Here is a 25,240-nt window from a genome sequence, read left to right on the forward strand (position 1 = left end):
CGTGCACCCGCGGGCACCGGGAAGGATCTGCCGGTGCGACGCGTTGTCGACCACAGGCCTCCGCGCGCACGACGGCGGACGGCGTGGGACGTGACGAGGAGGACGGATGCTGGACCCCCGGGAGATCTACGAGCTCGACGAGGACGCGGTCGCGCGCCTGTGGCCGAGCGCCCCGGAACCGGGCGCCGGTCCCGTGCTGGTGCACGCGATCACCGGCTTCGTGGACGCGGGGAACGCCGGCGAGCGCGCCGTCGAGCACCTGCTCGACGGCGGTGAGGTCACCCGGCTGGTGACGTTCGACGTCGACCAGCTCCTGGACTACCGCTCGAAGCGCGCCACGATGACGTTCAGCACCGACCGGTGGTCGGCGTATGACGAGCCGCACCTCGTCGTCGACCACGTCCGCGACACCGAGGGGACGGGGTTCCTGCTGCTGCACGGCGCAGAGCCCGACCTGCAGTGGGAGCGCGTGGTCGCCGCGCTGCGCGACGTCGTCGACCGGCTCGGGGTGTCGCTGACGGTCGGGATCCACGGGATCCCGATGGGCATCCCGCACACGCGCCCGCTCTCCGTGACGGCCCACGCGACCCGCCCGGAGCTCGTCGCGGAGCACGCGTCGTGGTTCGGGACGGTGAAGGTGCCGGCGAGCCTCGCGGCCCTGCTCGAGCTGCGCCTCGGTCAGTCGGGCCATGATGCGGTCGGCTACACCGTGCACGTCCCGCACTACCTCGCCCAGTCCGCCTACCCGCCCGCGACGGTGGTCGCGCTCGAGCACGTCCAGCGCCTCACGGGCCTCGACCTCGCGACCGCCGGTCTCGCGGAGGCCGCGCAGGACGCGACGACCGAGGTCGAGCGGCAGGTGCACGACTCCGAGGAGGTCGCGGCCGTCGTCCGCGCGCTCGAGGAGCAGTACGACGCCTTCGCCCGCGCGGTAGGCCGGACGAGCCTGCTCGCGGACACCGCGCCGATCCCGACCGCGGACGAGCTCGGCGCCGAGTTCGAGCGCTTCCTCGCGCAGCAGGGGGACTGACCGCGCGGCCCTTTGTCCCGACAAATCGGCACGAGACGTCGCGATCCGGCGTGGCACATCCCACACCGTCCGTGCCAGACTGTCACCCGCTGCAGTGACGAGCTCGCGCACGACCCGGTGCCGGCCGCACGGGTCGCCGCGTGATCGAGCGGCCCGGACGGCGTCCTGCCGGCCCTCGGGGCCGGACACCGGCGAAGGACGTGGGACCTCGTCGTGTGGCGCACGGGGTGGACGAAGGGTCCGCTCGCTGACGTCCCGGACGGACAGAAGGTCAGAGGAACAGCATGGCGCAGGGTTCTGTGAAGTGGTTCAACGCCGAGAAGGGCTTCGGCTTCATCGCGCAGGACGGCGGGGGTGCAGACGTCTTCGTGCACTACTCGGCGATCGAGACGCAGGGGTACCGCACGCTCGACGAGGCGCAGCGGGTCGAGTTCGAGATCACCCAGGGCCCGAAGGGCCCGCAGGCGGAGAACGTCCGCCCGCTCTGACGGCCGCACCGGTGGCCGAAGGCCACCGAGCGGTCCTCGCACAGGAGCCGCGCCCCGGCACGGGGCGCGGCTCCTGTGCGTCCGGGCGGCGGCGCCGGTCCGGGCGCACGGCGTCGGGTGAGGACCGCACGGCGTCGGGGCCGGATCGCACGGGATCGGTCGGGCGTGGACGTCAGCTACCCGTGGCCGTCAGTGGACGGCGGGGGCGCGGCGTTCTCCGGCGGGTCGTCGAACGGCCGGGCCGCGCCGACGAACGCCTCGAGCTCGGCTCCGACCAGGACACGGGCGGGGAGCGGGAGGGTCCGTGCCGCACGCGACAGGCCTGCTGACGCGAGGTCGATCGACGTCGGCCCGGGGCGCACCGCCACGAGCACGAGGTTCCCGTAGCGCCGGCCCTTGAGCTGGCCGGGCTCCGCGATCGCGGCGAGCCCGACCGCGTCCCGATCTCTCGGCCGATCGCTCGGCCGGTCGCTCGGCCGGTCGCCTGCCGGGTCGCCGGGGCGCGATCCTGGAGGCGGCCCGGTCGTGCCGTCGGTGGCCGCGACCGCTGCGAGCGTCGCGAGCTCGCGACGTGCGGTGGTCAGCGGCGGACGGTCCGCGCAGTTCGCCAGGTACACCCCTCCCGGGCGCAGGACGCGCCGCACCTCGCGCGCCGTCGCGGTCGTCACGAGGTGCTCAGGGGTGGCGTCCCCGGCGAACACGTCACGGACGACGACGTCGAACGCCCCGTCGGGGAAGGTCGTCAGCGCGTGGCCCGCGTCGTCGGCCCGCAGGCGCAGCCGCGGCGAGCGCGGCAGGTCGAACCACTCGCGCACGAGCTCGAGGAGCCGCGCGTCGAGGTCGACGCCGACCTGGGTCGAGCCGGGTCGGGTGTGCTCCACCCAGCGCGCCAGGGTGCACCCCGCGGCCCCGAGGTGGAGCACCCGCAGGGGGCCGGGCGGCGCGTGCTCGATCACCGCCGCCATCTGCTGCATGTACTCGAACGCGAGGAACCCGGGGTCGTCGAGGTCGACATGAGAGCTCGGCACGCCGTTGACGTACAGGGTCACGGCCCCGTCGTGGTCGGGGTCGCGCTCGAGCCGGGCCGTCCCCGTCGTCGTCGCGACCGCGCCCTCGGGCAGGTCACGGCCGTGCGCGGCGACGGCCCGGCGACGACGGCCGCGCGGTGTGGGTGGCTCGGGGGACGCTGTGTCGGCACGAGGGGACCGGCGGGTGCGACGAGCCATGGGCCCCACCGTACGGCGTCCCGGCCGACGTGACGGTCGGCTGACGGCTCCGGCGGCGTTGACAGCAGTCGAACACGTGTTCGATAGTGGTGTGGGAGGTGCGCGATGACGAAGGACATGAGAGGGACCGCTCCGGCTCCCGTCCCGGGCGAGGTCGGGCGGATGCTCGCGCGCGCGGACGCCGAGCTCGTCTCCGCGGCGGTCGCGACGGACCCTGCCGAACGGTTCGTGCACGCGCACCTGGGCGCGCTGCGGGCTGCGGCGGCGGTCGTCGCGCTCCGCGGTCGGCCGGTGCGTCGCGGTCGCGCCCGCCCCGTGTGGGACCAGCTCTCCGACGCCGAGCCGGAGCTCGCCGCGTGGTCCGTGTACTTCGCCGGTGGCGCCCGGGTGCGCGCCGCCCTCGACGCCGGGAGGTCCGACGCGGTGGACGCGCGCCGTGCCGACGAGCTGCTGGCGTGCGCCGAGGACTTCCGCGACGAGGTCGCGATGCTCGTCGATCCCGACGCGGGCTTCGTGCGTCTGCCCGGCGTGCGCACGGTCGCGTCATGACGTGGGGCCCATGATGAGCCGGGGGTGGCGATGAGCCGCGGGCCGCGGGCCGCGGTGCGTCGTGACTGGGGTGCCGACGAGGACGGCTGCACCATCCTGCACGTCGACATGGACGCGTTCTTCGCCTCCGTCGAGCTCGCGCGGCGCCCCGAGCTGCGTGGCCGTCCCGTGATCGTCGGCGGCGCCGAGCGCGGGGTCGTCCTCGCCGCGACGTACGAGGCGCGCGCGTTCGGGGTGCACTCGGCGATGCCCATGACCGCGGCGCGGCGTGCGTGCCCGCAGGCGATCGTCGTCCCTCCGGACCACGGTCGCTACCACGACGTCTCGCGCTCGGTCATGGCGATCCTCGGCGAGGTCACGGCGCTCGTCGAGCAGGTGAGCGTCGACGAGGCCTTCCTCGACGTGAGCGGCGCTCGCCGGCGGCTCGGTCCGCCCACGGTGATCGGCGCCGCGCTGCGCGAACGGGTCCGGTCCGCGCACGGCATCACGTGCTCGGTCGGCATCGCGAGGACGAAGTTCGTCGCCAAGCTGGCCTCGACGCACGCCAAGCCCGACGGGATGCTCCTCGTGCCGGCCGCCGCCACCGTCCCCTTCCTGCGCACGCTGCCGGTGGGTGCGCTGTGGGGCGTGGGGGAGCGCACCGAGCACGCTCTGGCCCAGTGGGGGATCCGAACCGTCGCCGAGCTCGCGGACACCGACGTGCCGGTGCTGCAGGCGGCGGTCGGCAGGGTCGCCGGCGCGCACCTGCACGACCTCGCGTGGGGTCGTGACCCGCGGCCCGTGGTGCCGGAGCGGTCAGAGCGCTCGATCGGCGCCGAGACGACGTTCGAGCACGACCTGCGTGACCTCGGGGCGGTGCAGGACCGTGTTCTCGAGCTCTCCGACCGGTGTGCGGCGCGGTTGCGCCAGCAGGGGTTCGTGGCCCGGACGGTGAGCGTGAAGGTGCGCACGAGCGACTTCCGGACGGTGACCCGGTCCCGCACCCTCGGGTCGCCCACGGACGTCGCGCGAGAGATCTACCTCGTCGCGCGCGAGCTCGTCGCCGGCGTCGACCTGCACGGGCTCGCCGTGCGCCTCGTGGGGGTCCGTGCCGAGGGCCTCGAGGGCCGGCAGGGGTCGGTCGCCCAGCCCACCCTGGAGGAGTCGGTCGACGAGCACGGTGCCACCCGACGGCGCGCGGAGGAGGCCGTGGACGCCGTCCGAGGCCGGTTCGGGGTGAGATCCATCGCGATGGGGCCCCGAGGACGCCGCTCGACTACCACCCCCGCTGATGTGGATCTATCCTGAGGGTGTCACTCGACCACCGCGGAGAAACGGGGTGCTCATGCCTCTGTCTGAGTACGAGCAGCGGGTATTGGAGCAGATGGAGCGCGCCCTCACGACGGACGACCCGCGTCTGGCCAACACGCTCCAGTCGCCGCGTCGCCGGTCGGCGCTGAGATACGTCCTCGTCGGCGTCGGTGTGGTCGGGGGCCTGCTGCTGCTGGTCCTCGGCGCGGCGACGTCCCAGACCTGGCTCGGCGTCGTGGGTTTCGTGCTGATGTTCGGGGGCGTCGTGCTCGTCTTCCAGACGCCGCGCCCGGCGAAGGGTGGCCCGATCGGCACCGTCGACGCCGACGGCCGTGTCCGCCCCGCGAACCCGGCGCCGGCTCCCCGGAAGTCGTTCCTCAGCCGACTCGAAGAGCGCTGGGACCGCCGTCGCGAGCACGGCGGTCGCTGAGCGACCGCTCGACCTCGGTCGAGATCGTCTCGACGAGCTCGGCGAGGCGGGTCGGCTCCGTCGCCGCACCGCCGCGGGCGTAGCGCTCCGTCTCGAGCGCCGTGACCAGCGCGACGAGCGCCTCCACACCGGCGTCTGACAGGTCGGTGCCCGACCGTTCGCGCACGGCGGCCGCGACGGTCGTCGGCACGTTGCGGGGCGTCGTGGACGCCTGCCACGTGACGCCGAGCCCGTCGAGTCGTGCGGTCAGCTCGACCCAGGCGCGCTCGGCGTCCAGCTCGCCGTCCGGGCGGGACCGCCGACGGGCGACGAGCCACAGCGCACCCGCGGCGAGAGCGACGACGAGGAGCGCAGCCGCGACGACGAGCCACGACGCCCCGGAGCCGTCGACCGCCCCGTCGGTCCCACCCGTCCCGCCGCCGACCGTGGGCGCGGGCGTCACGGGAACCTCGGGACCGGGTGCGACGCCAGGTGTCAGCGCGTCGCTCGGGTCCGTCAGCCCAGGGACCGCCGAGCTCCCCACGGGCGTCGCCCACGTGGGCGCGGGACCCGTCTGCTGCGCGGGCGTCGGTTCGAACCGCACCCAGCCCTGGCCGGGGTAGTAGAGCTCGGGCCAGGCGTGCGAGTCACGTCCCGTCACCTGGAACGTCGTGTCGTCGGTGCGCTGGCCCGGGAGGAACCCGACCCCGAGCCGTGCGGGGATGCCGAGCGTGCGCGCCATCATCGTCATCGCGGTGGCGAACTGGACGCAGTACCCCGTGCGCTGCTGCAGGAAGTCCCACACCGCGTCGCCGGACTCGCCGGCGGGCACCTGCGTCGAGTAGGTGAAGACCGATGCGTCCCGGAAGTACGTCTGGAGGGCGAGCGCCTGGTCGTACCGCGTCGGCGCGCCCTGGACGACCTCGGCGGCGAGGTCGCGGATGTCCTGCTCGTGGGACGACGCCGGGACGTCGAGGTAGTTGGGGTCGTCCGGGTCGGTGCCGCCCGCCGAGCGGAGGGTGTCCGCGTCGAGCGCGCGGGGGTAGACGGTCAGCTCGTAGCCCGAGCCGGCGCTCGTCGCCCGGGTCCCGAGCACCTCGTCCCGCACGGGGTCGTACGTCCAGTCGCCGTCCACGTCGAGCGTGCGCGGCTCGGTCGGGATGGGCAGCTTGGTGTCCCGGAGCGACTCGAGCGTGACCCGGACCGTGCTCGGCTCCCCGCCGTCGGCGTCCTGCGGCCAGAGGATCTGGTCCGGGCCCTCGATCTCCGTCCCGTCGCGATCGGCACCGCGCCGCCAGTTCGTGCCGTCGAAGCCCGTGAGGGTGAAGACCCGCAGCGGACCGACCTCCTGGCCGTCCGTGCGGTACTCGAGGACGACCTCGTCCGAGCGCTCCGCCAGGTCGCGGCGCATGTCGAGGTCGTCGGAGAGCCGGACGGTGTCACCCGTCGACGAGAACAGGCGGGTCCACGACGACGACGCGACCTCCGGCAGGGTCGCGCTCGCGGCGCCGACGCCGAGGCCGACGGTGGCCACGGCGAGGGCAGTCGCCACCGCCGTCAGGGCGCGCGTGCCGCCGAGGGCGCGCTGTCGCCCGTGGTTCTCGCCAGGGCCTGCTCGGCGGAACCCGCGGTGCGGGTTGTCGACGGCGAGCAGGAGCACCAGGGCGCTGACGGTGAGGACGAAGGCGCCCGCGGGGACGTCGCCGACGATGACCAGGCCGGGGATCCAGAGCGCGAGCAGCGGGAGCCCGACCCCGGCGCCGAGGCGCAGCCCGCCCGCCATCAGGTCGGCGACGAGGAACACGACGACGGCGCCCCCGACGGCGAGGAGCTCGATGGGCAGGCTCGGGTCGATCGGGGCGACCTCGGCGAGCGTGAGCTCGCGCCCGGTCTGGAGCCGCGTCAGGAGACGGTCGACGTTCGACAGCCCGATGAGGACCGAGAACCGGTCGGTGGGGCCGCCGTAGAGGCCGAGGAGCGCCCACGCGCCGACGACGAGTCCTGCGAGCGACGGGAGGAGCGCCGCGGGGGGCGCCAGCTCCTCGCCACGGGCCGAGCGGGACCGCTCGAGGACGTACCGGCTGAGCCCGGTCACGAGCGCGAGGACGGCGAGCGTGCGGACCGCGGTGCGTGTCCAGTCGCCGGGGCCGATCACCGTCGCGAGCGCGTACGTGGACGCCGCGACGGCGACCGTGACGCACAGGGTCGTGGCGAGGACGCGCGCGCCGAGCCCGGCGGGGGCCGCCGAGCGGGTTCGGGTGGTCGCGGGGGTGCTCATCGCACACCGTCCATGAGGAGCGTCCAGGCGTTCTCGAGCGGGGTCCCGGCGTCGACGAGGGCGACGTGCCAACCGGTCGCGCGCAGCGCGTCCACCGTGTCCTGGGCCTCCGTGCGCTGGGACGACCACGTCCGCGGGCGCACCACGAAGGCCCAGTGCAGGGCGTCTCCGGCGATCGACGCCACCGTGCTGCGCGCGACGGGACCGAGCGGTCCGAGCACGGCGACGGTGATCTCGCCCGGGCGTCGCGCCGTGCGCAGCGCCTCGGCGGTCGCCGCCGCGGCACGGTCGGTGTCGGACAGCCCGTGGTGGCCGTGCAGGTCGACGGTCGCGTCGAGCAGGTCCGCCGGTCCCTCGCCGGAGCGGTTGGCGGTGAAGCCGGAGGTGTCGACGACGGGCGCCAGCGAGGTCGCGACGAGGCGGACCGGGTGGCCCGCGTGCAGCAGGGACACGCCGACGGAGGCCGCGCACTCCACCGACCACTCGCCGTCGGCGAGCGCGTGGCCGCTGCTGCGCCCGAGGTCGGGGTGCGGCAGGAGGCCACGGTCGAAGATCACCGTGACCGGGGGCAGGCTCGCGCTCTCGTCGGACCGGACCATGAGCTGACCGTGACGGGCCGCGCTCGCCCAGTGGACGCGGCGCGGGTCGTCCCCCGCGACGTAGTCGCGCAGCACGGAGTCGTCGCTCGACGCGAGCCGTGCGCCGGACGTCGAGCGCTCCTGCTCGCCGAAGGCGCGGGTGCCACGGACCGGCAGGTCGACGGTGCGCGGCCACACCGCGACCGAGGTCGCCTCGCCGAGCTCCTGCGTCGCGCTGACGAGACCGAAGGTGTCGACCCGCGTGGTGAGGAGGGGACCGAGCGACCAGCGCCCCCGACGCATGGGCCGCAGGCGGTACCGGACGGCGATGTGGTCGGGCCGCGTCGCGACCTGTGCGCGCAGGGATCCCTGGTCGCAGAGCTCGTGCGCGGCCTGCTCGCTGATGCGCAACCGCGCGAGCGTGCCGGCGGTGGTCACCGACCGCCGCGCCGCGGAGACGGTCAGACGCGCCGTCGTGACCTGGCCCGCGACGGCGGGGTTCGGCTGGACGCGCCGGGCCACACCCAGGGCGCGCCGGCCGCGGTCGATGCGGCGGGCCGTCATCCAGCACCACGCCGCGACGACGGCGAGCACCGCGGCCGCACCCAGCCCGACGACGTCGGGCAGGCCCAGCGTGACGCCCGTCGCGACGAGCACGGCACCGGCGACGAGGAGCGACGTTCCGCGTCGGGTGAGGCGCGCCCGGGCCAGGGTGCGGCCGAACCTGCGCAACCGGGGCAGGGCGGAGAGGCCGCGCACGTCAGCGCCGCTCGGGCTGCCGCTCGGACGGCTCGCGCGCCGGCACCGGCGTCTGCGCCAGGATGGCGGACACGACGGCCGGGGCGTCCAGGCCGGCGAGCCGTGTCTCCGTGGTGATGACGAGGCGGTGGGCGAGCACCGGCACGGCGAGGTACTGGACGTCGTCGGGCAGGACGTGGTCCCGTCCCGACATGGCGGCGAGGGCCTTGGCCGCGCGCAGCAGCTGCAGCGACGCGCGCGGTGACGCGCCGAGCCGCAGGCCGGGGTGCTGGCGTGTCGCCGTCACGAGGTCGAGCACGTAGCGCTTCACCGCGGCCGCGGCGTACACCGAGCGGACGACGTCCGCGAACCGCAGGACGGCCTCCCCGGTCGTCACGGGGCTCAGGTGGGCGAAGGGGTCCTCCGCCTCCTGGCGCTCGAGCATCAGGATCTCGGCGTCGAGGTCCGGGTAGCCGACCGTGAGGCGGGCCATGAAACGGTCGCGCTGCGCCTCGGGGAGGGGGTACGTCCCCTCCATCTCGACCGGGTTCTGGGTGGCGACGACCAGGAACGGTCGCGGCAGCGGGTGGGTCGTGCCGTCGACGGTGGTCTGTCCCTCCTCCATGCACTCCAGGAGGGCCGACTGCGTCTTGGGCGACGCCCGGTTGATCTCGTCCCCGATGACGATGTTGGCGAACACCGGACCGCGACGGAACTCGAAGCGGTGGTCGGCCGCGCGGTAGATGTTGACGCCCGTGAGGTCGCTCGGCAGGAGGTCGGGCGTGAACTGGATCCGGCCGACCTGGCAGTCGATCGTGCGCGCCAGCGCCTTCGCGAGCGTGGTCTTGCCGACGCCCGGCACGTCCTCGAGGAGCAGGTGTCCCTGGGCCAGCAGGACGGCGACCGTCACGTTGACGAGGTCGGGCCTGCCCGTGACGACGGACTCGATGCCGGATCGCATGCGGGACGTCGTCTCGACCAGCTCGTCGAGACCGGCGGGCGTCGCGCCCGGGTCCTCGTGCTCGTCGGGCGACGCGACAGGGGCGATGTCGGGGAGCACGGTGACCTCCGTCGTCGGTGGTGGCGCGGCCGGCGGAGGGGGAGTCCGCAGGTGGGACGAGCCTAGTTGACGAGGACCCCTGGTCCGAGCGGAGGGCGAGGACCGCGGGGTCGAGCCTCGCACGGGTGCCGCTCGGGGCACGTCACGCCGCCGCGCCACGCCCGTGGGGAGAACTCCCCTCCACCTGACTCCACCAGCCTGACCTGCGGAGATCCTGCGAAGAGGGGTGAAATGCTGCCGCTTCCCCGAGAGCGGTGGAGCGAAGTGGAGTACCGTGGAGGAACTGGGAGCAGGAGGGGAGGTGCCAGGTGCATGTCCGGCTTCGTGGACGACGTCCTCGGTGGTTCCTCGAGCCTGCTTCTGGGGACCTTCACCCCTCGTCTGGACGACAAGGGGAGGCTCATCCTCCCCGCGAAGTTCAGGCCCCGGCTCGCGTCGGGGCTCGTCATGACGCGCGGTCAGGAGCGCTGCCTCTTCCTGCTGCCGATGGACGAGTTCCGCCGCATGTACGACCAGGTCCGGCAGGCGCCCGTGACGAGCAAGCAGGCACGGGACTACCTGCGGGTCTTCCTGTCGGGGGCGAGCGACGAGATCCCCGACAAGCAGGGCCGGATCTCGATCCCGGCTCCGCTGCGCACGTACGCGGGGCTGGACCGCGACGTCGCCGTGATCGGCGCGGGCACCCGCGTCGAGATCTGGGACGCCGCGGCCTGGGAGGCCTACCTCGCGGAGCAGGAGTCGGCGTACGCCGACACCGCGGAGGAGGTGTTCCCGGACCTGCGCTTCTAGGACGGGCTCGGGTACCCGTCCGGTGAGGTCTCCTCCCGCCCGGTCTGGCGCACTTCCCCGGCGCCAGAAAGGACGCGGAGGGAGACCTGACCGGACGGTCCCCGGGACCGGTGGCCGAAGGACGCAGCACGACGACGCACGAGACACGCTGAGAGGAAGGAGGACACGATGAGCACCACGCCCGACGACGCGGCCGAGCGCCACGTCCCCGTCCTCCTCCAGCGCTGCGTCGACCTGCTCGCGCCGGCCCTGCAGGAGCCCGGTGCCGTCCTCGTGGACTGCACGCTCGGCATGGGCGGGCACACGGAGGCGGTCCTCGAGCAGCTCCCCGCGGCGCGGGTCGTGGGCATCGACCGCGACCCCGAGGCGATCGTCCGGGCGTCGCGCAGGCTCGCGCGGTTCGGCGACCGGTTCCGCGCCGTGCACGCGGTCTACGACGAGATCGGCGACGTCGTCGCCGACGTCGTGGGCGGGCCCGTGCAGGGCGTGCTCATGGACCTCGGCGTCTCGTCGCTGCAGATCGACGAGAGCGAGCGGGGCTTCTCCTACGCGCAGGACGCGCCGCTGGACATGCGCATGGACCCGACGACCGGCCGCACGGCCGCCGACGTGCTCAACACGTACGACGAGCGCGAGCTCACGCGCATCCTGCGCGAGTACGGCGAGGAGCGGTTCGCCCAGCGGGTGGCGCGCGCGATCGTGCGCCGTCGCGAGCAGGAGCCGTGGACGCGCAGCGGCGAGCTCGTGGACCTGGTGCGGGCGTCGATCCCGGCCGCGACCCGGGCGACGGGCGGCAACCCCGCCAAGCGCACGTTCCAGGCGCTGCGCATCGAGGTGAACGGCGAGCTCGAGGTCCTCGCGCGGGCCGTCCCCGCGGCGGTCGACACGCTCGCCGTGGGCGGGCGGGTCGTCGTCGAGGCGTACCACTCGCTCGAGGACCGCATCGTCAAGCGGGTCCTCGCCGCGGGCTCGACGGTCGACGTCCCGCCCGGGCTGCCCGTCGTCCCCGACGAGGCGCAGCCCTACCTGCGTCTGCTGACCCGCGGCGCGGAGGAGGCCCCGGCCGACGAGCGGGAGACGAACCCCCGCTCGGCGTCGGTGCGGCTCCGTGCCGCCGAGCGCATCCGCCCCACCCCCGAGCACCGCCGCCCGCGAGCCAGCACGCACCGACCGGACCGACCAGGGGAGTGGAACAGATGAGCGCACTGAGGTCGACCGCGGCCGCCCGCCCGCTCCCGCGCACCGCACGCCCGCAGTCCAGGCCCGCACGCCCGGAGCTGAGGGCGCTGCCCGGCGGGGCGACGGAGCGCGGCGCGCGATCCCGCCTCGAGCTGGTGCGCGCGCCGCTGCAGGCGCGCTCGCGCGTGCCGTTCCTCGTCCTGTGCATGTCGCTCCTGGGTCTGGCGCTCCTGTGTGCTCTCCTGGTGAACACGACGATGGCGCAGAACTCCTACGAGATGTCGGAGCTGCGGCGGGAGGTGGGCCAGGTGCGCCAGGACGCGCAGCGTTTGCAGGCGGAGGTCTGGGACGCCAAGGCGTCGTTGCCCGAGCGCGCGCGCTCTCTCGGCATGGAAGAGGCCCCGAGCCCGAGCATGGTCCGGCTCTCCGACGGCGCGGTCCTCGGCGTCGCGGAGGAGGGGGCCGGGCAGTGACGGCGCGGGCGGGAGGGCGCGACCGCGCCGAGCGCTCCGGCGCGTCCGCGGGCCGCTCGTCCGCCCCGCGGGCGGCCGCACCTCGTCCGACGACTCCACGCCCCGCGACCGCGCGCTCGTCCGCCCCGCGGCCGGCCACGGCTCGCGCGGCCAGCGGTCGGTCGTCCGCCGCTCGCGCGGCCACGGGTCGGCCGTCCGCCGCGACGTCGGGCACGCAGCGGGCCGCGGCAGCGCGGTCCTCGACGGCGCGGTCCGCGTCCGGGGCGCCCCGTGCTCCGCGGTCGGGCGGGTCGGGCCCTCGCCGCCCCGCACGCCCGACCCGTCCGCCCCGCGAGCCGGGCCGTCCTGAGAGCCGGCAGCGCTGGCTCATGGGGGTCGCCACGCTCGTGGTGCTGCTCTTCGTCGGCCAGCTCGTCAACGTGCAGGTGATCAAGGGGCCGGCGCTCGCGGCCGCCGCGCGCGACGACCGGCTGCGCAGCACGACGATGATCGCGCACCGCGGCGACGTCACCGACGCGGACGGCGTCGTGCTCGCGACCTCCGTCGACCGGTACACGATCGGCGCGGACCGCACCGCGATCCAGTCGTTCACCCCGGGCAGCAGGAAGCTCGCGGACGGCACCGAGCTCACCGAGGGCGGTGCCGTCGGGGTCGCGAAGCTGCTCGCGCCCGCCCTCGGGGAGTCCGCACCCGAGCTCGCGGCCCGCCTCAACGGTGAGGGCTACGTCGTCCTCGCGAAGGAGGTCACGCCGGAGGTCCAGAGGGAGATCGCCGAGCTGCGCCTGTCGGCCTTCATCCGCGCCGACGCGACGAGCGAGCGGTCGTACCCGGCAGGGACGGTCGCCGGGAACCTCGTCGGGTTCGTGGACGCCGACCAGGTCGGCCAGGGCGGGGTCGAGGCCGCCTACGACGACCTCCTCGCCGGGACCCCCGGGTCGCGGGCGTGCGAGGCAGGTCTCGGTGGACAGCTCATCCCGACCGGGCAGTGCGAGACCGAGCCGGCCGTGCCGGGGGAGAACCTTCGCCTGACGATCGAGCACGACGTGCAGTGGAAGGCGCAGGACGCGGTGGACCGCGCGGTGCGCGAGTCCGGCGCCGACTTCGGGATCGCCGTCGTGCAGGACGTCCGCACGAGCGAGCTCGTCGCGCTGGCCGAGTCGGGGACGGTCAACCCCAACGACCGCACCACCGACGCGGTCGCGCGCCCGAGCCGGGCCGTGTCGAACATCTTCGACCCCGGCTCGACGGGCAAGGTCGTCACGATGGCCGCGGCGCTCGAGGGCGGGTACGCCGACGCGGCGACGCAGTTCGAGGTGCCGTACCTGTACACGACGCCGAACGGCCAGACCTTCAAGGACTCGCACGAGCACGGGGTCGAGCGGCTCACGCTCGCCGGCGTCCTCGCGGAGTCGTCCAACACCGGCACGGTCCAGGTCGGCGAGCGCATCCCGAAGCAGGTGCGCTACGACTACCTGAACAAGTTCGGCTTCGGCCAGTACACCGGCCTCGGCCTGCCCGGCGAGTCCGCGGGCATCCTGCACCCGGCCGACGCGTGGGACGGCCGCACGGAGTACGCCGTGCTGTTCGGGCAGAGCGTGTCGGTCAACGCGGTCCAGGCGACGAGCGTGTTCTCCACGGTCGCGAACGGCGGGCTGCGGGGAACCCCCCGCGTCGTGGCGGGCACGACGTCGGCGGACGGGACCTTCACGCCCGCCGAGGCGGAACCGCCCACGCGCGTGGTCTCGCAGGAGACCGCCGACACCGTCCTGCAGATGATGGAGACCGTGGTGGAGGACGGCACGGGGTCCGCCGCCGCGGTCCCCGGCTACCGCGTCGCGGGCAAGACCGGGACGGCCGAGGCGGCGGGTGCCGACGGGCAGCTGTCCGGGATCATGGCGTCCTTCATCGGCGTGGCGCCGGCCGACGACCCCCGGTACACGGTCGCGGTGTTCCTCAAGAACCCGCGCACGTCGATCTACGGCGGTGTGGTCGCGGCACCGGTGTTCTCCCAGATCATGGGCTTCACGCTCGAGCACCAGGGCGTCGGGCCGAGCACCGAGCCGTACGTGCCGCTGCCGACCACGTGGTGAGCGTCGTGGCGATGGTCGCGGACGACGTCCGTCCCGCCGTGAAGGTCCCGTGAAGCGCGGACCGGAGGCCTCCGCGGGGCCAGGAGTCGGACCCCGGCACGGTAGGTTCTACACGTGACATCCCCGATCGACCGCATTCGTCCCGCCGTGTCCGCACACCGCACCGTGGGGGACGCGGCCGTCCGGTTCGGGCTCGCGGTCCGTGCCGGCGCGAGGGACGCCGACGACGCCGCGGCGGTCGAGATCTGGTCGGTCGCCTCCGACGACCGGGCCGTCGCCGACGGCGACCTCTTCGTCGCGCTGCCGGGTGCCCGCGCGCACGGGGCCGGGTTCGCCGCGGCCGCCGTCGAGCGCGGTGCGCGCGCGGTCCTCACCGACGAGCAGGGTGCCCTCCTCCTGGCAGACGCCGTGACGGGCGTCCCCGTCCTCGTCGCCGACGACCCGCGGTCGATGCTCGGCCCGCTGGCCGCCTGGGTCTACGGCAACCCCGCGGACGGGTTGACGACGTTCGGCGTCACGGGGACGAACGGCAAGACGACCACGACGTACCTCCTGGACCACGCGCTGCGCGCGCTCGGCTGGAAGGGCGGGCTCATCGGCACGGTGGAGATGCGCTCGGGCGACCGGGTCCTGCCGAGCCGGCTGACGACGCCCGAGGCGGCGGACCTCCAGGCGCTCCTCGCGGCGATGCGCGAGGACGAGGTGAGCACGCTCGCGATGGAGGTCTCGTCGCACGCCCTGGCGCTGCACCGCGTCGACGGTCTCGTGTTCGACGTGGTCGGGTTCACCAACCTCAGCCAGGACCACCTCGACTTCCACGGCGACCTCCAGGAGTACTTCGAGGCGAAGTCGCTGCTCTTCACGCCCGACCACGCGCGCCGCGGCGTCGTCGTCGTGGACGACGCGTGGGGGGAGCGGATGGTCGACGCCGCCCGGGTGCCCGTCGCGACGCTCCGCGTGGCCGGGGGAGGTCCGGACGCCTCGCCGGCCGACTGGACCGTCTCCGACGTCGAGGCGGTCGCTGCCGGCGGCACCTCGTTCACGCTGCGCCATCGCGACGGGCGCGCCGTCCGGACGTCGACCGGGCTCCCGGGCGGCTTCAACGTGGCGAACGCCGCGCTCGCGCTCGCCATGGTCCTCGAGGCCGGCTCGGACGCGCGTGACGTCGAGGAGGCCCTCGCCGCCGCCGGCGGCCTGGCACCTGCCGTGCCGGGGCGCATGGAGCTCGTCTCGACCGTGCCGCACGAGCCGCGCGTGATCGTCGACTTCGCGCACAACCCCGACGCGCTCACGCTGGCGCTCGACGCGCTGCGTCCGACGACTCCCGGCCGGCTCGTCGTCGTGTTCGGCGCGACGGGCGACCGTGACCGCGGCAAGCGGCCGACCATGGGCACGGTCGCCGTCGACGGCGCCGACGTGGTCGTCGTGACCGACGACGACCCGCACGGCGAGGACCCCGCCGCCATCCGGGCCGAGGTGCTGCCCGGGGCCCTGGCCGCGCGCGACGCGCTGCGCGCCGCCCCGGTGCCGCGCGACGTCGTCGTGCGGGAGGTCGCGCCGCGGGCGCGCGCGATCCGGGAGGCGGTCGCCGCCGCCGGTCCGCAGGACACCGTCCTCGTCGCGGGCCGTGGCCACGAGGTGTGGCAGGAGATCGCCGGCGTCGACCACCCGCTCGACGACCGCGTCGAGGCCCGCGCGGCGCTCGCGGCCCGGACCGGTGCGCCCCCGGACCCGTCCCGCACGACCCTGCCCGGCGCGTCCGCGGGTACGCCCTCCGCGCCGACCGCCACCGAACCTCTCGCGACGACGCACGACCCGAAGGAGCACCACGCATGATCGAGCTCACTGCGGCCGAGGTGGCCGCAGCGACCGGTGGACGCCTGTCCGCCGACCCCGACGTGCGGGTGGGCGGCCCCGTCGTCGTCGACTCCCGCAAGGTCGTGCCGGGCGCGCTGTTCGTCGCGCTGCCGGGCGAGCACGTCGACGGGCACGACTTCGCGCCCCGGGCCGTCGCGGACGGCGCGACGCTCGTGCTGGCCGCCCGGGAGCTGGACGAGCCGTGCGTCGTCGTGGACGACGTGCAGACGGCGCTCGGCGAGCTCGCCCGGCACGTGCTCGCGACGCTGCGCGAGCGGGGGGACCTGCGCGTCGTCGCCGTGACCGGGTCGGTCGGCAAGACGACGACCAAGGACCTGCTGGGTCAGCTCCTGCGCGCCGAGGGGCCGACGGTCGTCCCGCAGGGGTCGTTCAACAACGAGATCGGCCTGCCGCTGACGGTGCTCGAGGCGGACGGCTCGACGCGGTTCCTCGTCCTCGAGATGGGCGCGAGCGGCGTCGGCCACCTCACGTACCTGACCCGCATCGCGCCGCCCGACGTCTCGGTCGTGCTCACGGTGGGCAGCGCGCACCTCGGCGAGTTCGGCGGGATCGAGGCCGTCGCGCGCGCGAAGGCGGAGATCGTCGCGGGCCTCGCGCCGGGCGGGACCGCGGTGCTCAACGCCGACGACCTGCGCGTCGCCGCCATGGCCGACGTGGCGCCCGGCGAGGTCGTGACGTTCGGGACGATCCCCTCGGCGGACGTGCGCGCCGAGGACCTGCGCATCGACCGCACCGGACGCGTCGCCTTCACGCTGCGCACGCGTGCGACGGCCGACGGCACGTCGGCGGACGGCACGACCACCGCCGGTGGGACGACCGCGGAGGCCGCCGTGACGTTGGGCCTCGTCGGCGAGCACCACGTGACCAACGCGCTGGCCGCCGCCACGGCGGCACTGCGTCTCGGGGTCGCTCTGCCCGACGTCGCGGCCCGCCTGTCGGACGCGCGCGCCCTGAGCCCGCACCGCATGCAGGTGACCGAGCGCGCCGACGGCGTGACGGTCATCGACGACTCGTACAACGCGAACCCGGACTCGATGCGCGCCGCGCTGAAGGCCCTCGCGGTCGTCGCGGGGCGGGACCGACGCTCGGTCGCGGTGCTCGGCGAGATGCTCGAGCTCGGCGACGACTCGCGCGTCGCGCACGACGACATCGGCCGTCTCGTGGTGCGATTGAACATCAAGCTGCTCGTCGTGGTCGGCGAGGGTGCCGGGGGCATCCACGACGGTGCGACCCAGGAGGGTTCCTGGGGTGACGAGACGCGCTTCGTGCCCGACGTCGCGGTGGCCGCCGCGCTGCTGCGCGAGGAGCTGCGGGAAGGGGACGTCGTGCTCGTGAAGGCCTCCAACGGGTCCGGCCTGTGGCGTCTCGGCGACGAGCTCGCCGCGGCGGACCCGGCCGTCACGTCCGGCCTGTCCGACCGTGCCGTCGCTCCCGGCGAGCCGCAGGACGGTCGCGCATGATCGCGGTCCTCGTCGCGGCGGGAGTCTCGCTGCTTGTCGCGCTGTTCGGGACGCCGCTGTTCATCCGCTTCCTCGTGCACCGCAACTACGGGCAGTTCGTCCGCCAGGACGGCCCGACGGCGCACTTCACGAAGCGCGGCACGCCGACGATGGGCGGCGTCGTCATCATCGGCGCGACGCTGCTCGGCTGGGCGATGTCCTACGTGGTCTCCGGGCGCTTCCCGAGCGTCTCGGCCCTCCTCGTGCTGTTCCTCATGACGGGCCTGGGGCTCGTCGGGTTCCTCGACGACTTCACGAAGATCAAGAAGCAGCGCAGCCTCGGCCTGACGGCGCGCGCGAAGATCGTGGGCCAGGGCGCCGTCGGCATCACGTTCGCCGTGCTCGCGCTGCAGTTCCCCAACGAGAACGGCCGGACGCCCGCGTCCACGCGCATCTCGTTCCTGCGCGACACGAACCTCGACCTCGCGTTCGCGGGCGTGACGATCGGGTTGATCCTCTTCGTCATCTGGGCCAACTTCCTCATCACGGCATGGTCCAACGCCGTGAACCTCACGGACGGGCTGGACGGGCTCGCGACGGGCGTGTCGCTCATCGTGTTCGGCGCCTACATCCTCGTGAGCATCTGGCAGCTCAACCAGACGTGCCAGCGGATCGTCTCGGCCGGGCCGCGCTGCTACGAGGTGCGCGACCCGCAGGACCTGGCGATCATCGCCGCAGCCATCATGGGGGCCTGCTTCGGCTTCCTGTGGTGGAACGCGAGCCCGGCCAAGATCTTCATGGGCGACACCGGCTCGCTCGCGCTCGGCGGCGCGCTCGCCGGGCTGTCGATCCTCTCGCGCACCGAGATCCTCGCGGCCATCATCGGGGGGCTGTTCGTCATCATCGTCATGTCGGACATCATCCAGATCGGCTTCTTCAAGATGACCGGGAAGCGCGTGTTCAAGATGGCGCCGCTGCACCACCACTTCGAGCTGTCCGGGTGGGGCGAGGTCACGATCGTCATCCGGTTCTGGCTCATCGCCGGGCTGTTCGCCGCCCTCGGCATGGGGGTCTTCTACGCCGAGTGGGTGGTCGGCTAGTGGTGCGCGACCGTCACGACCTCGCCGTGCCGCTCGCCGACGCCCGGGTCGTGGTCGCCGGTCTCGGCGTGTCCGGCCGAGCCGCGGCGGCCGCCCTGCGGCCCCGGGCGGCGCGTGTCGTCACGCTCGACGACCGCGCGGACGACGCCGACGTGCGCTCCGCGGACGCCGTGGACCTGGGGGAGACGGACCTCGTCGTGGCCTCGCCCGGCTGGTCGCCGAGCCACCCGCTCCTCGTCGGGGCCGCCGCTCGGGGCGTCCCCGTCTGGAGCGAGGTCGAGCTGGCGTGGCGCCTGCGGGTCGACGGCCCTGCGGGGCGCCCCGCGCCGTGGCTCGCGGTCACCGGGACCAACGGCAAGACCACGACGGTCGAGATGCTCGAGACGATCCTGCGCACCGCGGGGCTGCGCGCCGCCGCGGTCGGGAACGTCGGGACCCCGGTCGTCGAGGCGGCGCTCGACCCCGGGCTCGAGGTGCTGGCGGTCGAGCTCTCGAGCTTCCAGCTCCACTTCACGCACACGACGTCGCCCGAGGCGGGCGCGGTGCTCAACGTCGCTCCCGACCACCTCGACTGGCACGGCGGGATCGACGCCTACGCGGCCGACAAGGGCCGGGTCTACGAGGACGCGCAGGTCGCGTGCGTCTACAACGTGGCCGACGCGCGGACCGAGGCGCTCGTGGTCGACGCGGACGTCGTCGAGGGTGCCCGGGCGGTCGGGTTCACGCTGGGCGCGCCCGCGCGCGGGCAGCTCGGCGTCGTCGAGGGCGTGCTCGTCGACCGGGCTTTCCACGCTCCGGCGGACGCGCGCGACCGGCACACCTACGCCGCGGAGCTCGCCACGCTCGACGACCTCGCGCACCTCGCCGGCGCCGACGGGCAGGTCCCGGCGCACGTCGTCGCGAACGCCCTGGCAGCCGCCGCGCTCGCCCGGGCCCACGGCGTGCCGGCCGTGGCGGTCCGTGACGGGCTGCGCGCCTTCCGCACCGGTGCGCACCGGATCCAGCAGGTCGCGACCGTCGACGACGTCGCGTACGTCGACGACTCGAAGGCCACCAACGCGCACGCCGCCTCCGCGTCCCTCGCGGCGTTCGCCGCCGGGACCGTCGTGTGGGTCGCGGGCGGCCTCGCGAAGGGTGCGTCATTCGACGACCTCGTCGCGTCCCGCGCCGACCGGTTGCGCGCCGTCGTGCTCATCGGTGTCGACGCGGACCCGTTCGCCGCGGCCCTCGCCCGACACGCGCCGGATATCCCCGTCGTGCGCGTGGATCCTGGCGACACTGGGACGGTGATGACCCGTGCCGTCGACTCCGCCCGCCGCCTCGCCGCCCCCGGCGACACGGTGCTGCTCGCCCCGGCGGGGGCGTCGATGGACCAGTTCCGCTCGTACGCGGCGCGTGGCGACGCGTTCGCCGACGCCGCCCGTGCCCTCGCGCCCGAGCACGGGTAGCCGATGACGCAGACCGCGAGCGGCCGGACCTCGACGTCGCGCACGGGGAAGGCGCCACGACGCTCCCCGGGAACCGCGCCCCGCACGGCCGCCCGGCCCGCGCGGACGGCCCCGGCCCCCGAGCGGCAGTGGCTCGGCCAGTGGAACAGCACCGTGACGAGCTACTACCTGCTCGTGGGCGCGACCACGCTCCTGACGATCATCGGGCTCGTCATGGTGTTCTCGAGCTCGGCCGTCACGGAGATCGCGGAGGGCCGTTCGCCGTTCACCGCGCTCCTGAGCCAGGGTCAGTTCGTCCTCATCGGCCTCCCCGTGCTGCTCGTCGCCGCGCGCCTTCCCGTGCGCTGGTACAAGGCGCTCGCGTGGCCGGCGCTCGTCGTCGCGCTCGGCCTTCTCGTGGCCGTGCTGTTCGTCGGGTCGAGCCGGGGTGGGAACACGGGCTGGATCGCGCTGGGCGCCTTCTCGTTCCAGCCGTCCGAGATCGCGAAGCTCGCGCTCGCCCTGTGGCTCGGGGTGGTCCTCGGCCGCAAGCAGCACCTGCTCGGCCGGTGGCGCCACGTCATCGTCCCGGCGGTGCCCGGGGCGCTCGTCGTCGTCGGCCTCGTGCTGGGCGGCCACGACCTCGGGACCGCGCTCGTCATCATGCTCCTCGTCGCGGGCGCCTTCTTCGTCTCCGGCGCGAGCACGCGCCTGCTGGGGCTGGGCGCCGCGGTCGCCGCGTTCGTCGTCGGGTACGCGTTCATCCTCCAGCAGGACGGTGGCGACCGGCTCGGGCGCATCATGGCGACGTACGGCGAGTGCACGGACACGCTCGGGGAGTGCTACCAGCCGACGCACGGGCTCTGGGCGCTCGGCACGGGCGGCCTGACGGGGGTCGGGCTGGGCGCGAGCCGGGAGAAGTGGAACTACCTCCCGGAGGCGCACAACGACTACATCTTCGCCGTGATCGGCGAGGAGCTCGGTCTGCTCGGGACCCTGCTCGTCCTGGGCCTGTTCGTGGTGCTGGGCCTCGCGATGAGCCGGATCGTGCGGCGCCACGACGACCCGTTCGTCAAGATCACGACCGCCGCGATCGCGTGCTGGATCGTGGGTCAGGCGTTCATCAACATCGGCGTGGTCATCGGGCTGCTGCCCGTGATCGGCGTGCCGCTGCCGCTCGTGTCGGCGGGCGGGACGGCGCTCATCATGACGATGGCGGCGCTCGGCGTCGTCATCTCCTTCGCGCGCACCGAGCCCGGCGCGGCCGAGGCGCTCGCCGCGCGGGGGAGCGTCGTCCGCCGTTCCCTCGCGGTCGTCGGCCGGGCCGCCAGGCCGCGCCGCCGCACCACCTGAGCGCAGGGCTCCGGCGTCGGGTCACCCGGCAGGAGCACACCCCCAGACCAGAGGACGACGCGGCAACCGCCGCGCAGGGAAGGACGACGAGGTACGTGACGACGATCGGATCTGTGGTGCTCGCGGGCGGCGGGACGGCGGGGCACGTCAACCCGCTGCTCGCGGTGGCGGACGAGCTGAGGGCGCGGGAGCCCGGCCTCGTGGTGACGGCGCTGGGGGTCGCCGGCGGACTCGAGGACGATCTCGTGCCCGCACGCGGCTACCCGCTGCGGCACGTGCCGCGCGTCCCGCTGCCGCGCCGGCCGAGCGCCGAGTGGATCAACCTCCCGGGCCGGTTCAAGGCGGCGGTCGACGCCGCGGGTGCGGCGATCGACGAGTCCGGCGCGCGTGTCGTCGTGGGTTTCGGCGGGTACGTCTCGACGCCTGCCTACGTCGCGGCGCACCGTCGTGGTGTGCCCATCGTCGTGCACGAGCAGAACGCGCGGCCGGGTCTCGCGAACCGGGCCGGCGCGCGCTGGGCGGCGCGCGTCGGGGTGACGTTCGAGGGCACGCCGCTCAAGGGCGGGGTCGTCACGGGTCTGCCGCTGCGCCGCGAGATCGCGGACCTCGTCACGGCGCGCTCGACGGATCCCGCCGGGGTGCGGGCTCGCGCCGCGGCGAGCCTCGGGCTCGACCCGGCCGCGCCCACGCTCGTGGTCACGGGCGGCTCCCTCGGCGCGCAGAGCCTCAACGTGGCCGTCTCCGGCGCGGCGGGCGAGCTGCTGGGCGCGGGCGCCCAGGTGCTGCACCTCACCGGCAAGGGCAAGGACGGCCCCGTGCGGGACGCGGTCGCCGGCGTGGCCGTCGGGGGCGCGCGCTACGACGTGCGCGAGTACCTCGCGGAGATGCAGCTCGCGCTCGCCGTGGCGGACCTCGTGGTCTGCCGGGCCGGTGCCGGCACGGTGGGCGAGCTCGCCGCGCTGGGGATCCCGGCCGTGTACGTCCCGCTCCCGATCGGCAACGGCGAGCAGCGGCTCAACGCCACGCCCGTGGTCGACGCCGGGGGCGGCCTGCTCGTCGACGACGACGCCCTGGACGCCACGTGGGTCGCCCGCAACGTGCCGGGGCTCCTCGGCGACCCCGTCCGCCTCGCGGCGATGGCGCGCGCCGCGGCGGGTGCCGGGGTGCGCGACGGCGCAGCGCGCGTCGCGGACCTCGTCGCCGAGGCCGTGGCCGAGGGGACGCGTCCGTGAGCGGCGACGCCCGGGACGTGGAGCGACTGGAGGACCTCGGGACCGTCCACCTCGTCGGGATCGGCGGGGCGGGGATGTCCGTGGTCGCCCGGCTGCTCGCGGCCCACGGTGTCCCGGTGCAGGGTTCCGACGCGCGGGAGGGGGAGTCGCTCGCCGCGCTCCGCGCCGACGGCCTGCGCGTCTGGGCGGGGCACGACGCCGGGCACGTCGCGGGGGCGGACACCGTCGTGGTGTCGAGCGCGGTGCGCGAGAGCAACCCGGAGCTCGCCGCGGCGCGCGCCGGCGGTCTGCGCGTGCTGCACCGGTCGCAGGCCCTCGCCGCCCTGATGGCGCAGGGCCGTGCTGTCGCGGTCGCCGGTGCCCACGGCAAGACGACGACCTCGGCGATGATCGCCACGGTGCTGCGCGGGGCAGGCGTCGACCCGTCGTTCGCGATCGGCGGGACGGTGCTCACCGCGGACGGCCCCGTCCCGGGCGGGCACCTCGGCGCCGGCGACGTCCTGGTGGCGGAGGCGGACGAGTCGGACGGGTCCTTCCTCAACTACGCGCCCCAGGTCGCCGTCGTGACGAACGTCGAGCCCGACCACCTGGACCACTACGGCTCGCGCGCGGCCTTCGAGCAGGCGTTCATCGAGTTCGCCGCCCGAATCCTGCCCGGCGGGACGCTCGTGGCGTGCGCCGACGACGCCGGCTCCCTCGCGCTCGCCCGCGCGCACGCCGCGGGCGGGGGAGCGGTCGTCACGTACGGCACCGGCCCGGACGCCGACCTGCGCGTGCGCGACGTGCGGCCGGTCGCCGCGGAGGGTGCGCGCGGGGGTGTACGGGCCGCGCTCGACGGGAGCGTCGCGGGCCGGGCGGTCGACGGTCTCGACCTCGTGCTGCGCGTCCCCGGTCACCACAACGCGCTCAACGCGACCGCGGCCGTCGCGACCGCGGTCCTCCTCGGCGTCGACCCCGGCGTCGCCGTGACGGCGGCGCACGACTTCCTCGGCACGGGCCGACGCTTCGAGGCACGCGGCGAGGCGGGCGGCGTGCGCGTCGTCGACGACTACGCGCACCACCCGACGGAGATCGCGGCCCTGCTCGCCGCGGCGCGGCCCGTGGCGGACGACGGCCGCGTCGTCGTGCTCTTCCAGCCGCACCTCTACTCGCGCACGCGGGCCTTCGCGCGCGAGTTCGCGGACGCGCTCGGCGCCGCGGACGTCGTCGTCGTGACCGGGGTCTACGCGGCGCGCGAGGACCCGGACCCGGCCGTGGACGCGTCCACGATCGTGGACCTCGTGCGCCCGGGGGTGGCGACCGCGGTCGAGGACCGGCTCGAGGCGGCCCGTCGGGCCGCCGACGCCGCACGCCCCGGTGACCTCCTCCTCACGGTCGGTGCGGGCGACGTGACCGAGCTCGGCGCCGTCGTCCTCGAGCGCCTCGCCGCGCGGGACGCGGGGACCGACGGCTGATGCGCCCGCCCCCTCGCCCCCGACCGGCCGCGCCGCGGCCGGACCGACCGCGCGCCGCCGACCGCGCGCCGGCGACGCCCACGACGACCGACGCGTCGTCCGAGGGTGCGCGCGGTCGGTCCGGGGCGCGCGGGCGGGGCGAGGAGCGCGACGCGTCGCGCGAGACACCGGTCCGGCCGGCCGCACGCCCGGTGCTGCGCGCACGCGACGTCCCGACGGCGCCCGTGCCGCGCCCCGGGACGGAGCTCGTCCGGGCGTCCGCGCCGCGCTCCCCGCGCGGTGCGTCGACCGGTCCCGGCTCACGGGCCGGAGCGGACGGCGCGCGCGGACCCGCGACCGCGCCCGTGGGCGTCGTCTCGCACGGCATGGCCCAGCGGCTGGCCGAGCGCGACGCGATGCGGCGTCACCGCGTCCTGCGCCGCGTGCTGTGGTGGACGGCCGGCCTCGTGACCGCGGCCGGCCTCGGGTGGGTCGCGTTCTTCTCGCCGGTCCTCGGTCTCGACCCGCAGGACGTGACGATCAGCGGCGAGGGCACCGTGATCGACCCCGCGCAGGTCTCCGCCGCCGTGGCCGAGGAGCAGGGCGTCCCGCTGCCACGGCTCGACACGCTCGCGCTGCGCGAGCGCGTGCTCGCGCTCAACGGGGTCCGGGACGTCGAGATCCGGCGGACGTGGCCGACCGGGCTCGACGTCCGGCTCGAGTCCCGCGAGCCGGTCGTCGCGGTCCCGGTCGAGGAGGGGTACGCGCTGCTCGACGCCGACGGCGTCCGGGTGCGCACGGAAGCGGCCGTCCCCGACGGGCTGCCCGAGGTCGACGTGCCGCTCGACGACGCAGGCCGGCGCGCGCTCGAGTCGGCGCTCGTGCTCGTCAACGCGCTGCCGCCCGAGCTGCACGCACAGGTGGCGGAGGTCTCGGCGACGACGCGCGACGCCGTCGTCATGAGGCTGCGCGACGGCGTGACGGTCGAGTGGGGCAGCTCGGAGGACGCGGCGCTCAAGGTGCGCGTGCTCCAGACGCTGCGGGCCGTGCCGGAGAACGCGGGCGTGACCGTCTACGACGTCTCGGCGCCGACGCTGCCGGTCACGCGATGAGCCGCTCCGCCGCCGTCCGGCGGCCCAGGACGAACGAGGATCCCCGACACGCGCAGGCGGGTCGTTGATGAAGGGAATGTCGGCCCCTA

21 protein-coding genes are annotated in these 25,240 nt (G+C 75.1%); 17 read left to right on the forward strand and 4 right to left on the reverse strand.

Annotated elements, in window-relative coordinates:
- The first annotated feature begins 106 nt into the window (after window positions 1-106).
- Both NFS20_RS05360 and NFS20_RS05365 read left to right on the forward strand, forming a co-directional pair.
- The gene (locus NFS20_RS05360) at window positions 107-1,030 is read left to right on the forward strand and encodes a proteasome assembly chaperone family protein (RefSeq protein ID WP_251150729.1); all 924 of its coding nucleotides are present in this window, start codon (window positions 107-109) and stop codon (window positions 1,028-1,030) included.
- Between the two features lie 284 nt (window positions 1,031-1,314).
- Entirely contained in the window at window positions 1,315-1,518 is a 204-nt protein-coding gene (locus NFS20_RS05365; protein WP_251150730.1) for a cold-shock protein, read from the forward strand.
- 176 nt (window positions 1,519-1,694) lie between these two features.
- Here the strand turns inward: NFS20_RS05365 and NFS20_RS05370 are convergent, their stop codons facing one another.
- Window positions 1,695-2,744, reverse strand: a complete 1,050-nt coding sequence (locus NFS20_RS05370; protein ID WP_251150731.1) for a spermidine synthase — start codon at window positions 2,742-2,744, stop codon at window positions 1,695-1,697.
- Between the two features lie 105 nt (window positions 2,745-2,849).
- On the opposite strand from NFS20_RS05370, the gene NFS20_RS05375 reads away from it, so the two are divergent.
- Genes NFS20_RS05375 through NFS20_RS05385 form a run of 3 tightly spaced genes read left to right on the forward strand, consistent with a single transcriptional unit; the run spans window position 2,850 to window position 5,013 of the window.
- Window positions 2,850-3,293, forward strand: coding sequence for an SAV_6107 family HEPN domain-containing protein (locus NFS20_RS05375; RefSeq protein ID WP_251150732.1), 444 nt, complete (start codon window positions 2,850-2,852; stop codon window positions 3,291-3,293).
- A 30-nt stretch (window positions 3,294-3,323) separates the two neighbouring features.
- Entirely contained in the window at window positions 3,324-4,580 is a 1,257-nt protein-coding gene (gene dinB / locus NFS20_RS05380) for a DNA polymerase IV (RefSeq protein ID WP_251150733.1), read from the forward strand.
- 37 nt (window positions 4,581-4,617) lie between these two features.
- On the forward strand, window positions 4,618-5,013 hold the full coding sequence (locus NFS20_RS05385; RefSeq protein ID WP_251150734.1) for an SCO2097 family morphological protein: 396 nt from the start codon (window positions 4,618-4,620) through the stop codon (window positions 5,011-5,013).
- Here NFS20_RS05385 and NFS20_RS05390 read toward each other — a convergent pair.
- Genes NFS20_RS05390 through NFS20_RS05400 form a run of 3 tightly spaced genes read right to left on the reverse strand, consistent with a single transcriptional unit; the run spans window position 4,961 to window position 9,547 of the window.
- Window positions 4,961-7,270, reverse strand: coding sequence for a transglutaminase TgpA family protein (locus NFS20_RS05390; RefSeq protein WP_251150735.1), 2,310 nt, complete (start codon window positions 7,268-7,270; stop codon window positions 4,961-4,963). The genes NFS20_RS05385 and NFS20_RS05390 overlap by 53 nt on opposite strands.
- Window positions 7,267-8,607, reverse strand: a complete 1,341-nt coding sequence (locus tag NFS20_RS05395) for a DUF58 domain-containing protein (RefSeq protein ID WP_251150736.1) — start codon at window positions 8,605-8,607, stop codon at window positions 7,267-7,269. The genes NFS20_RS05390 and NFS20_RS05395 overlap by 4 nt, the downstream gene beginning before the upstream one ends.
- Before the next feature lies 1 nt (window position 8,608).
- Window positions 8,609-9,547: an AAA family ATPase gene (locus NFS20_RS05400; protein ID WP_251151218.1), complete on the reverse strand. Its 939-nt coding sequence runs from the start codon at window positions 9,545-9,547 to the stop codon at window positions 8,609-8,611.
- Window positions 9,548-9,958: 411 nt separating this feature from the next.
- On the opposite strand from NFS20_RS05400, the gene mraZ reads away from it, so the two are divergent.
- The 12 genes from mraZ (at window position 9,959) to NFS20_RS05460 (ending at window position 25,151) form a co-directional block, all read left to right on the forward strand.
- Complete coding sequence (gene mraZ / locus NFS20_RS05405) at window positions 9,959-10,435, forward strand: division/cell wall cluster transcriptional repressor MraZ (protein ID WP_251150737.1); 477 nt, start codon at window positions 9,959-9,961, stop codon at window positions 10,433-10,435.
- A 168-nt stretch (window positions 10,436-10,603) separates the two neighbouring features.
- Window positions 10,604-11,635 (forward strand): 16S rRNA (cytosine(1402)-N(4))-methyltransferase RsmH, encoded by a 1,032-nt coding sequence (gene rsmH, locus NFS20_RS05410; protein WP_251150738.1) that lies wholly within the window; start codon window positions 10,604-10,606, stop codon window positions 11,633-11,635.
- Window positions 11,632-12,087, forward strand: coding sequence for a cell division protein FtsL (gene ftsL, locus NFS20_RS05415; protein WP_251150739.1), 456 nt, complete (start codon window positions 11,632-11,634; stop codon window positions 12,085-12,087). The genes rsmH and ftsL overlap by 4 nt, the downstream gene beginning before the upstream one ends.
- 368 nt (window positions 12,088-12,455) lie before the next feature.
- Window positions 12,456-14,177, forward strand: coding sequence for a peptidoglycan D,D-transpeptidase FtsI family protein (locus NFS20_RS05420; protein WP_251150740.1), 1,722 nt, complete (start codon window positions 12,456-12,458; stop codon window positions 14,175-14,177).
- 114 nt (window positions 14,178-14,291) lie between these two features.
- Window positions 14,292-16,013, forward strand: coding sequence for a UDP-N-acetylmuramoyl-L-alanyl-D-glutamate--2,6-diaminopimelate ligase (locus NFS20_RS05425; protein WP_251150741.1), 1,722 nt, complete (start codon window positions 14,292-14,294; stop codon window positions 16,011-16,013).
- Window positions 16,010-17,515: a UDP-N-acetylmuramoyl-tripeptide--D-alanyl-D-alanine ligase gene (locus NFS20_RS05430; RefSeq protein ID WP_251150742.1), complete on the forward strand. Its 1,506-nt coding sequence runs from the start codon at window positions 16,010-16,012 to the stop codon at window positions 17,513-17,515. Before NFS20_RS05425 ends, NFS20_RS05430 begins: the two co-directional genes overlap by 4 nt.
- Window positions 17,512-18,594: a phospho-N-acetylmuramoyl-pentapeptide-transferase gene (mraY, locus tag NFS20_RS05435; RefSeq protein WP_251150743.1), complete on the forward strand. Its 1,083-nt coding sequence runs from the start codon at window positions 17,512-17,514 to the stop codon at window positions 18,592-18,594. The genes NFS20_RS05430 and mraY overlap by 4 nt, the downstream gene beginning before the upstream one ends.
- Window positions 18,594-20,042, forward strand: a complete 1,449-nt coding sequence (murD, locus tag NFS20_RS05440) for a UDP-N-acetylmuramoyl-L-alanine--D-glutamate ligase (RefSeq protein ID WP_502800782.1) — start codon at window positions 18,594-18,596, stop codon at window positions 20,040-20,042. Before mraY ends, murD begins: the two co-directional genes overlap by 1 nt.
- Window positions 20,043-20,045: 3 nt before the next feature.
- Window positions 20,046-21,374: a putative lipid II flippase FtsW gene (ftsW, locus tag NFS20_RS05445; protein WP_251150745.1), complete on the forward strand. Its 1,329-nt coding sequence runs from the start codon at window positions 20,046-20,048 to the stop codon at window positions 21,372-21,374.
- A gap of 95 nt (window positions 21,375-21,469) precedes the next feature.
- Window positions 21,470-22,606: an undecaprenyldiphospho-muramoylpentapeptide beta-N-acetylglucosaminyltransferase gene (gene murG, locus NFS20_RS05450; protein ID WP_251150746.1), complete on the forward strand. Its 1,137-nt coding sequence runs from the start codon at window positions 21,470-21,472 to the stop codon at window positions 22,604-22,606.
- 74 nt (window positions 22,607-22,680) lie between these two features.
- The gene (gene murC / locus NFS20_RS05455; RefSeq protein WP_251151219.1) at window positions 22,681-24,060 is read left to right on the forward strand and encodes a UDP-N-acetylmuramate--L-alanine ligase; all 1,380 of its coding nucleotides are present in this window, start codon (window positions 22,681-22,683) and stop codon (window positions 24,058-24,060) included.
- Window positions 24,060-25,151, forward strand: coding sequence for a cell division protein FtsQ/DivIB (locus NFS20_RS05460; protein ID WP_251150747.1), 1,092 nt, complete (start codon window positions 24,060-24,062; stop codon window positions 25,149-25,151). Before murC ends, NFS20_RS05460 begins: the two co-directional genes overlap by 1 nt.
- Window positions 25,152-25,240: the final 89 nt, after the last annotated feature.

The sequence above is a fragment of the Cellulosimicrobium sp. Marseille-Q4280 genome, from assembly GCF_943181405.1.
Lineage (GTDB): Bacteria > Actinomycetota > Actinomycetes > Actinomycetales > Cellulomonadaceae > Cellulosimicrobium.

Bases quoted from the DNA above. Each gene is read 5' to 3' on its own strand.
- dinB (WP_251150733.1), top strand. From the start codon at position 3,324: ATGAGCCGCGGGCCGCGGGCCGCGGTGCGTCGTGACTGGGGTGCCGAC.
- ftsW (WP_251150745.1), top strand. From the start codon at position 20,046: ATGACGCAGACCGCGAGCGGCCGGACCTCGACGTCGCGCACGGGGAAG.
- NFS20_RS05375 (WP_251150732.1), top strand. From the start codon at position 2,850: ATGACGAAGGACATGAGAGGGACCGCTCCGGCTCCCGTCCCGGGCGAG.
- rsmH (WP_251150738.1), top strand. From the start codon at position 10,604: ATGAGCACCACGCCCGACGACGCGGCCGAGCGCCACGTCCCCGTCCTC.
- murC (WP_251151219.1), top strand. From the start codon at position 22,681: ATGTCCGTGGTCGCCCGGCTGCTCGCGGCCCACGGTGTCCCGGTGCAG.
- mraY (WP_251150743.1), top strand. From the start codon at position 17,512: ATGATCGCGGTCCTCGTCGCGGCGGGAGTCTCGCTGCTTGTCGCGCTG.
- NFS20_RS05385 (WP_251150734.1), top strand. From the start codon at position 4,618: ATGCCTCTGTCTGAGTACGAGCAGCGGGTATTGGAGCAGATGGAGCGC.
- NFS20_RS05420 (WP_251150740.1), top strand. From the start codon at position 12,456: ATGGGGGTCGCCACGCTCGTGGTGCTGCTCTTCGTCGGCCAGCTCGTC.
- NFS20_RS05460 (WP_251150747.1), top strand. From the start codon at position 24,060: ATGCGCCCGCCCCCTCGCCCCCGACCGGCCGCGCCGCGGCCGGACCGA.
- NFS20_RS05400 (WP_251151218.1), bottom strand. From the start codon at position 9,547: ATGCGATCCGGCATCGAGTCCGTCGTCACGGGCAGGCCCGACCTCGTC.
- ftsL (WP_251150739.1), top strand. From the start codon at position 11,632: ATGAGCGCACTGAGGTCGACCGCGGCCGCCCGCCCGCTCCCGCGCACC.
- mraZ (WP_251150737.1), top strand. From the start codon at position 9,959: ATGTCCGGCTTCGTGGACGACGTCCTCGGTGGTTCCTCGAGCCTGCTT.
- NFS20_RS05365 (WP_251150730.1), top strand. From the start codon at position 1,315: ATGGCGCAGGGTTCTGTGAAGTGGTTCAACGCCGAGAAGGGCTTCGGC.
- NFS20_RS05360 (WP_251150729.1), top strand. From the start codon at position 107: ATGCTGGACCCCCGGGAGATCTACGAGCTCGACGAGGACGCGGTCGCG.
- NFS20_RS05370 (WP_251150731.1), bottom strand. From the start codon at position 2,744: ATGGCTCGTCGCACCCGCCGGTCCCCTCGTGCCGACACAGCGTCCCCC.
- NFS20_RS05430 (WP_251150742.1), top strand. From the start codon at position 16,010: ATGATCGAGCTCACTGCGGCCGAGGTGGCCGCAGCGACCGGTGGACGC.
- NFS20_RS05390 (WP_251150735.1), bottom strand. From the start codon at position 7,270: ATGAGCACCCCCGCGACCACCCGAACCCGCTCGGCGGCCCCCGCCGGG.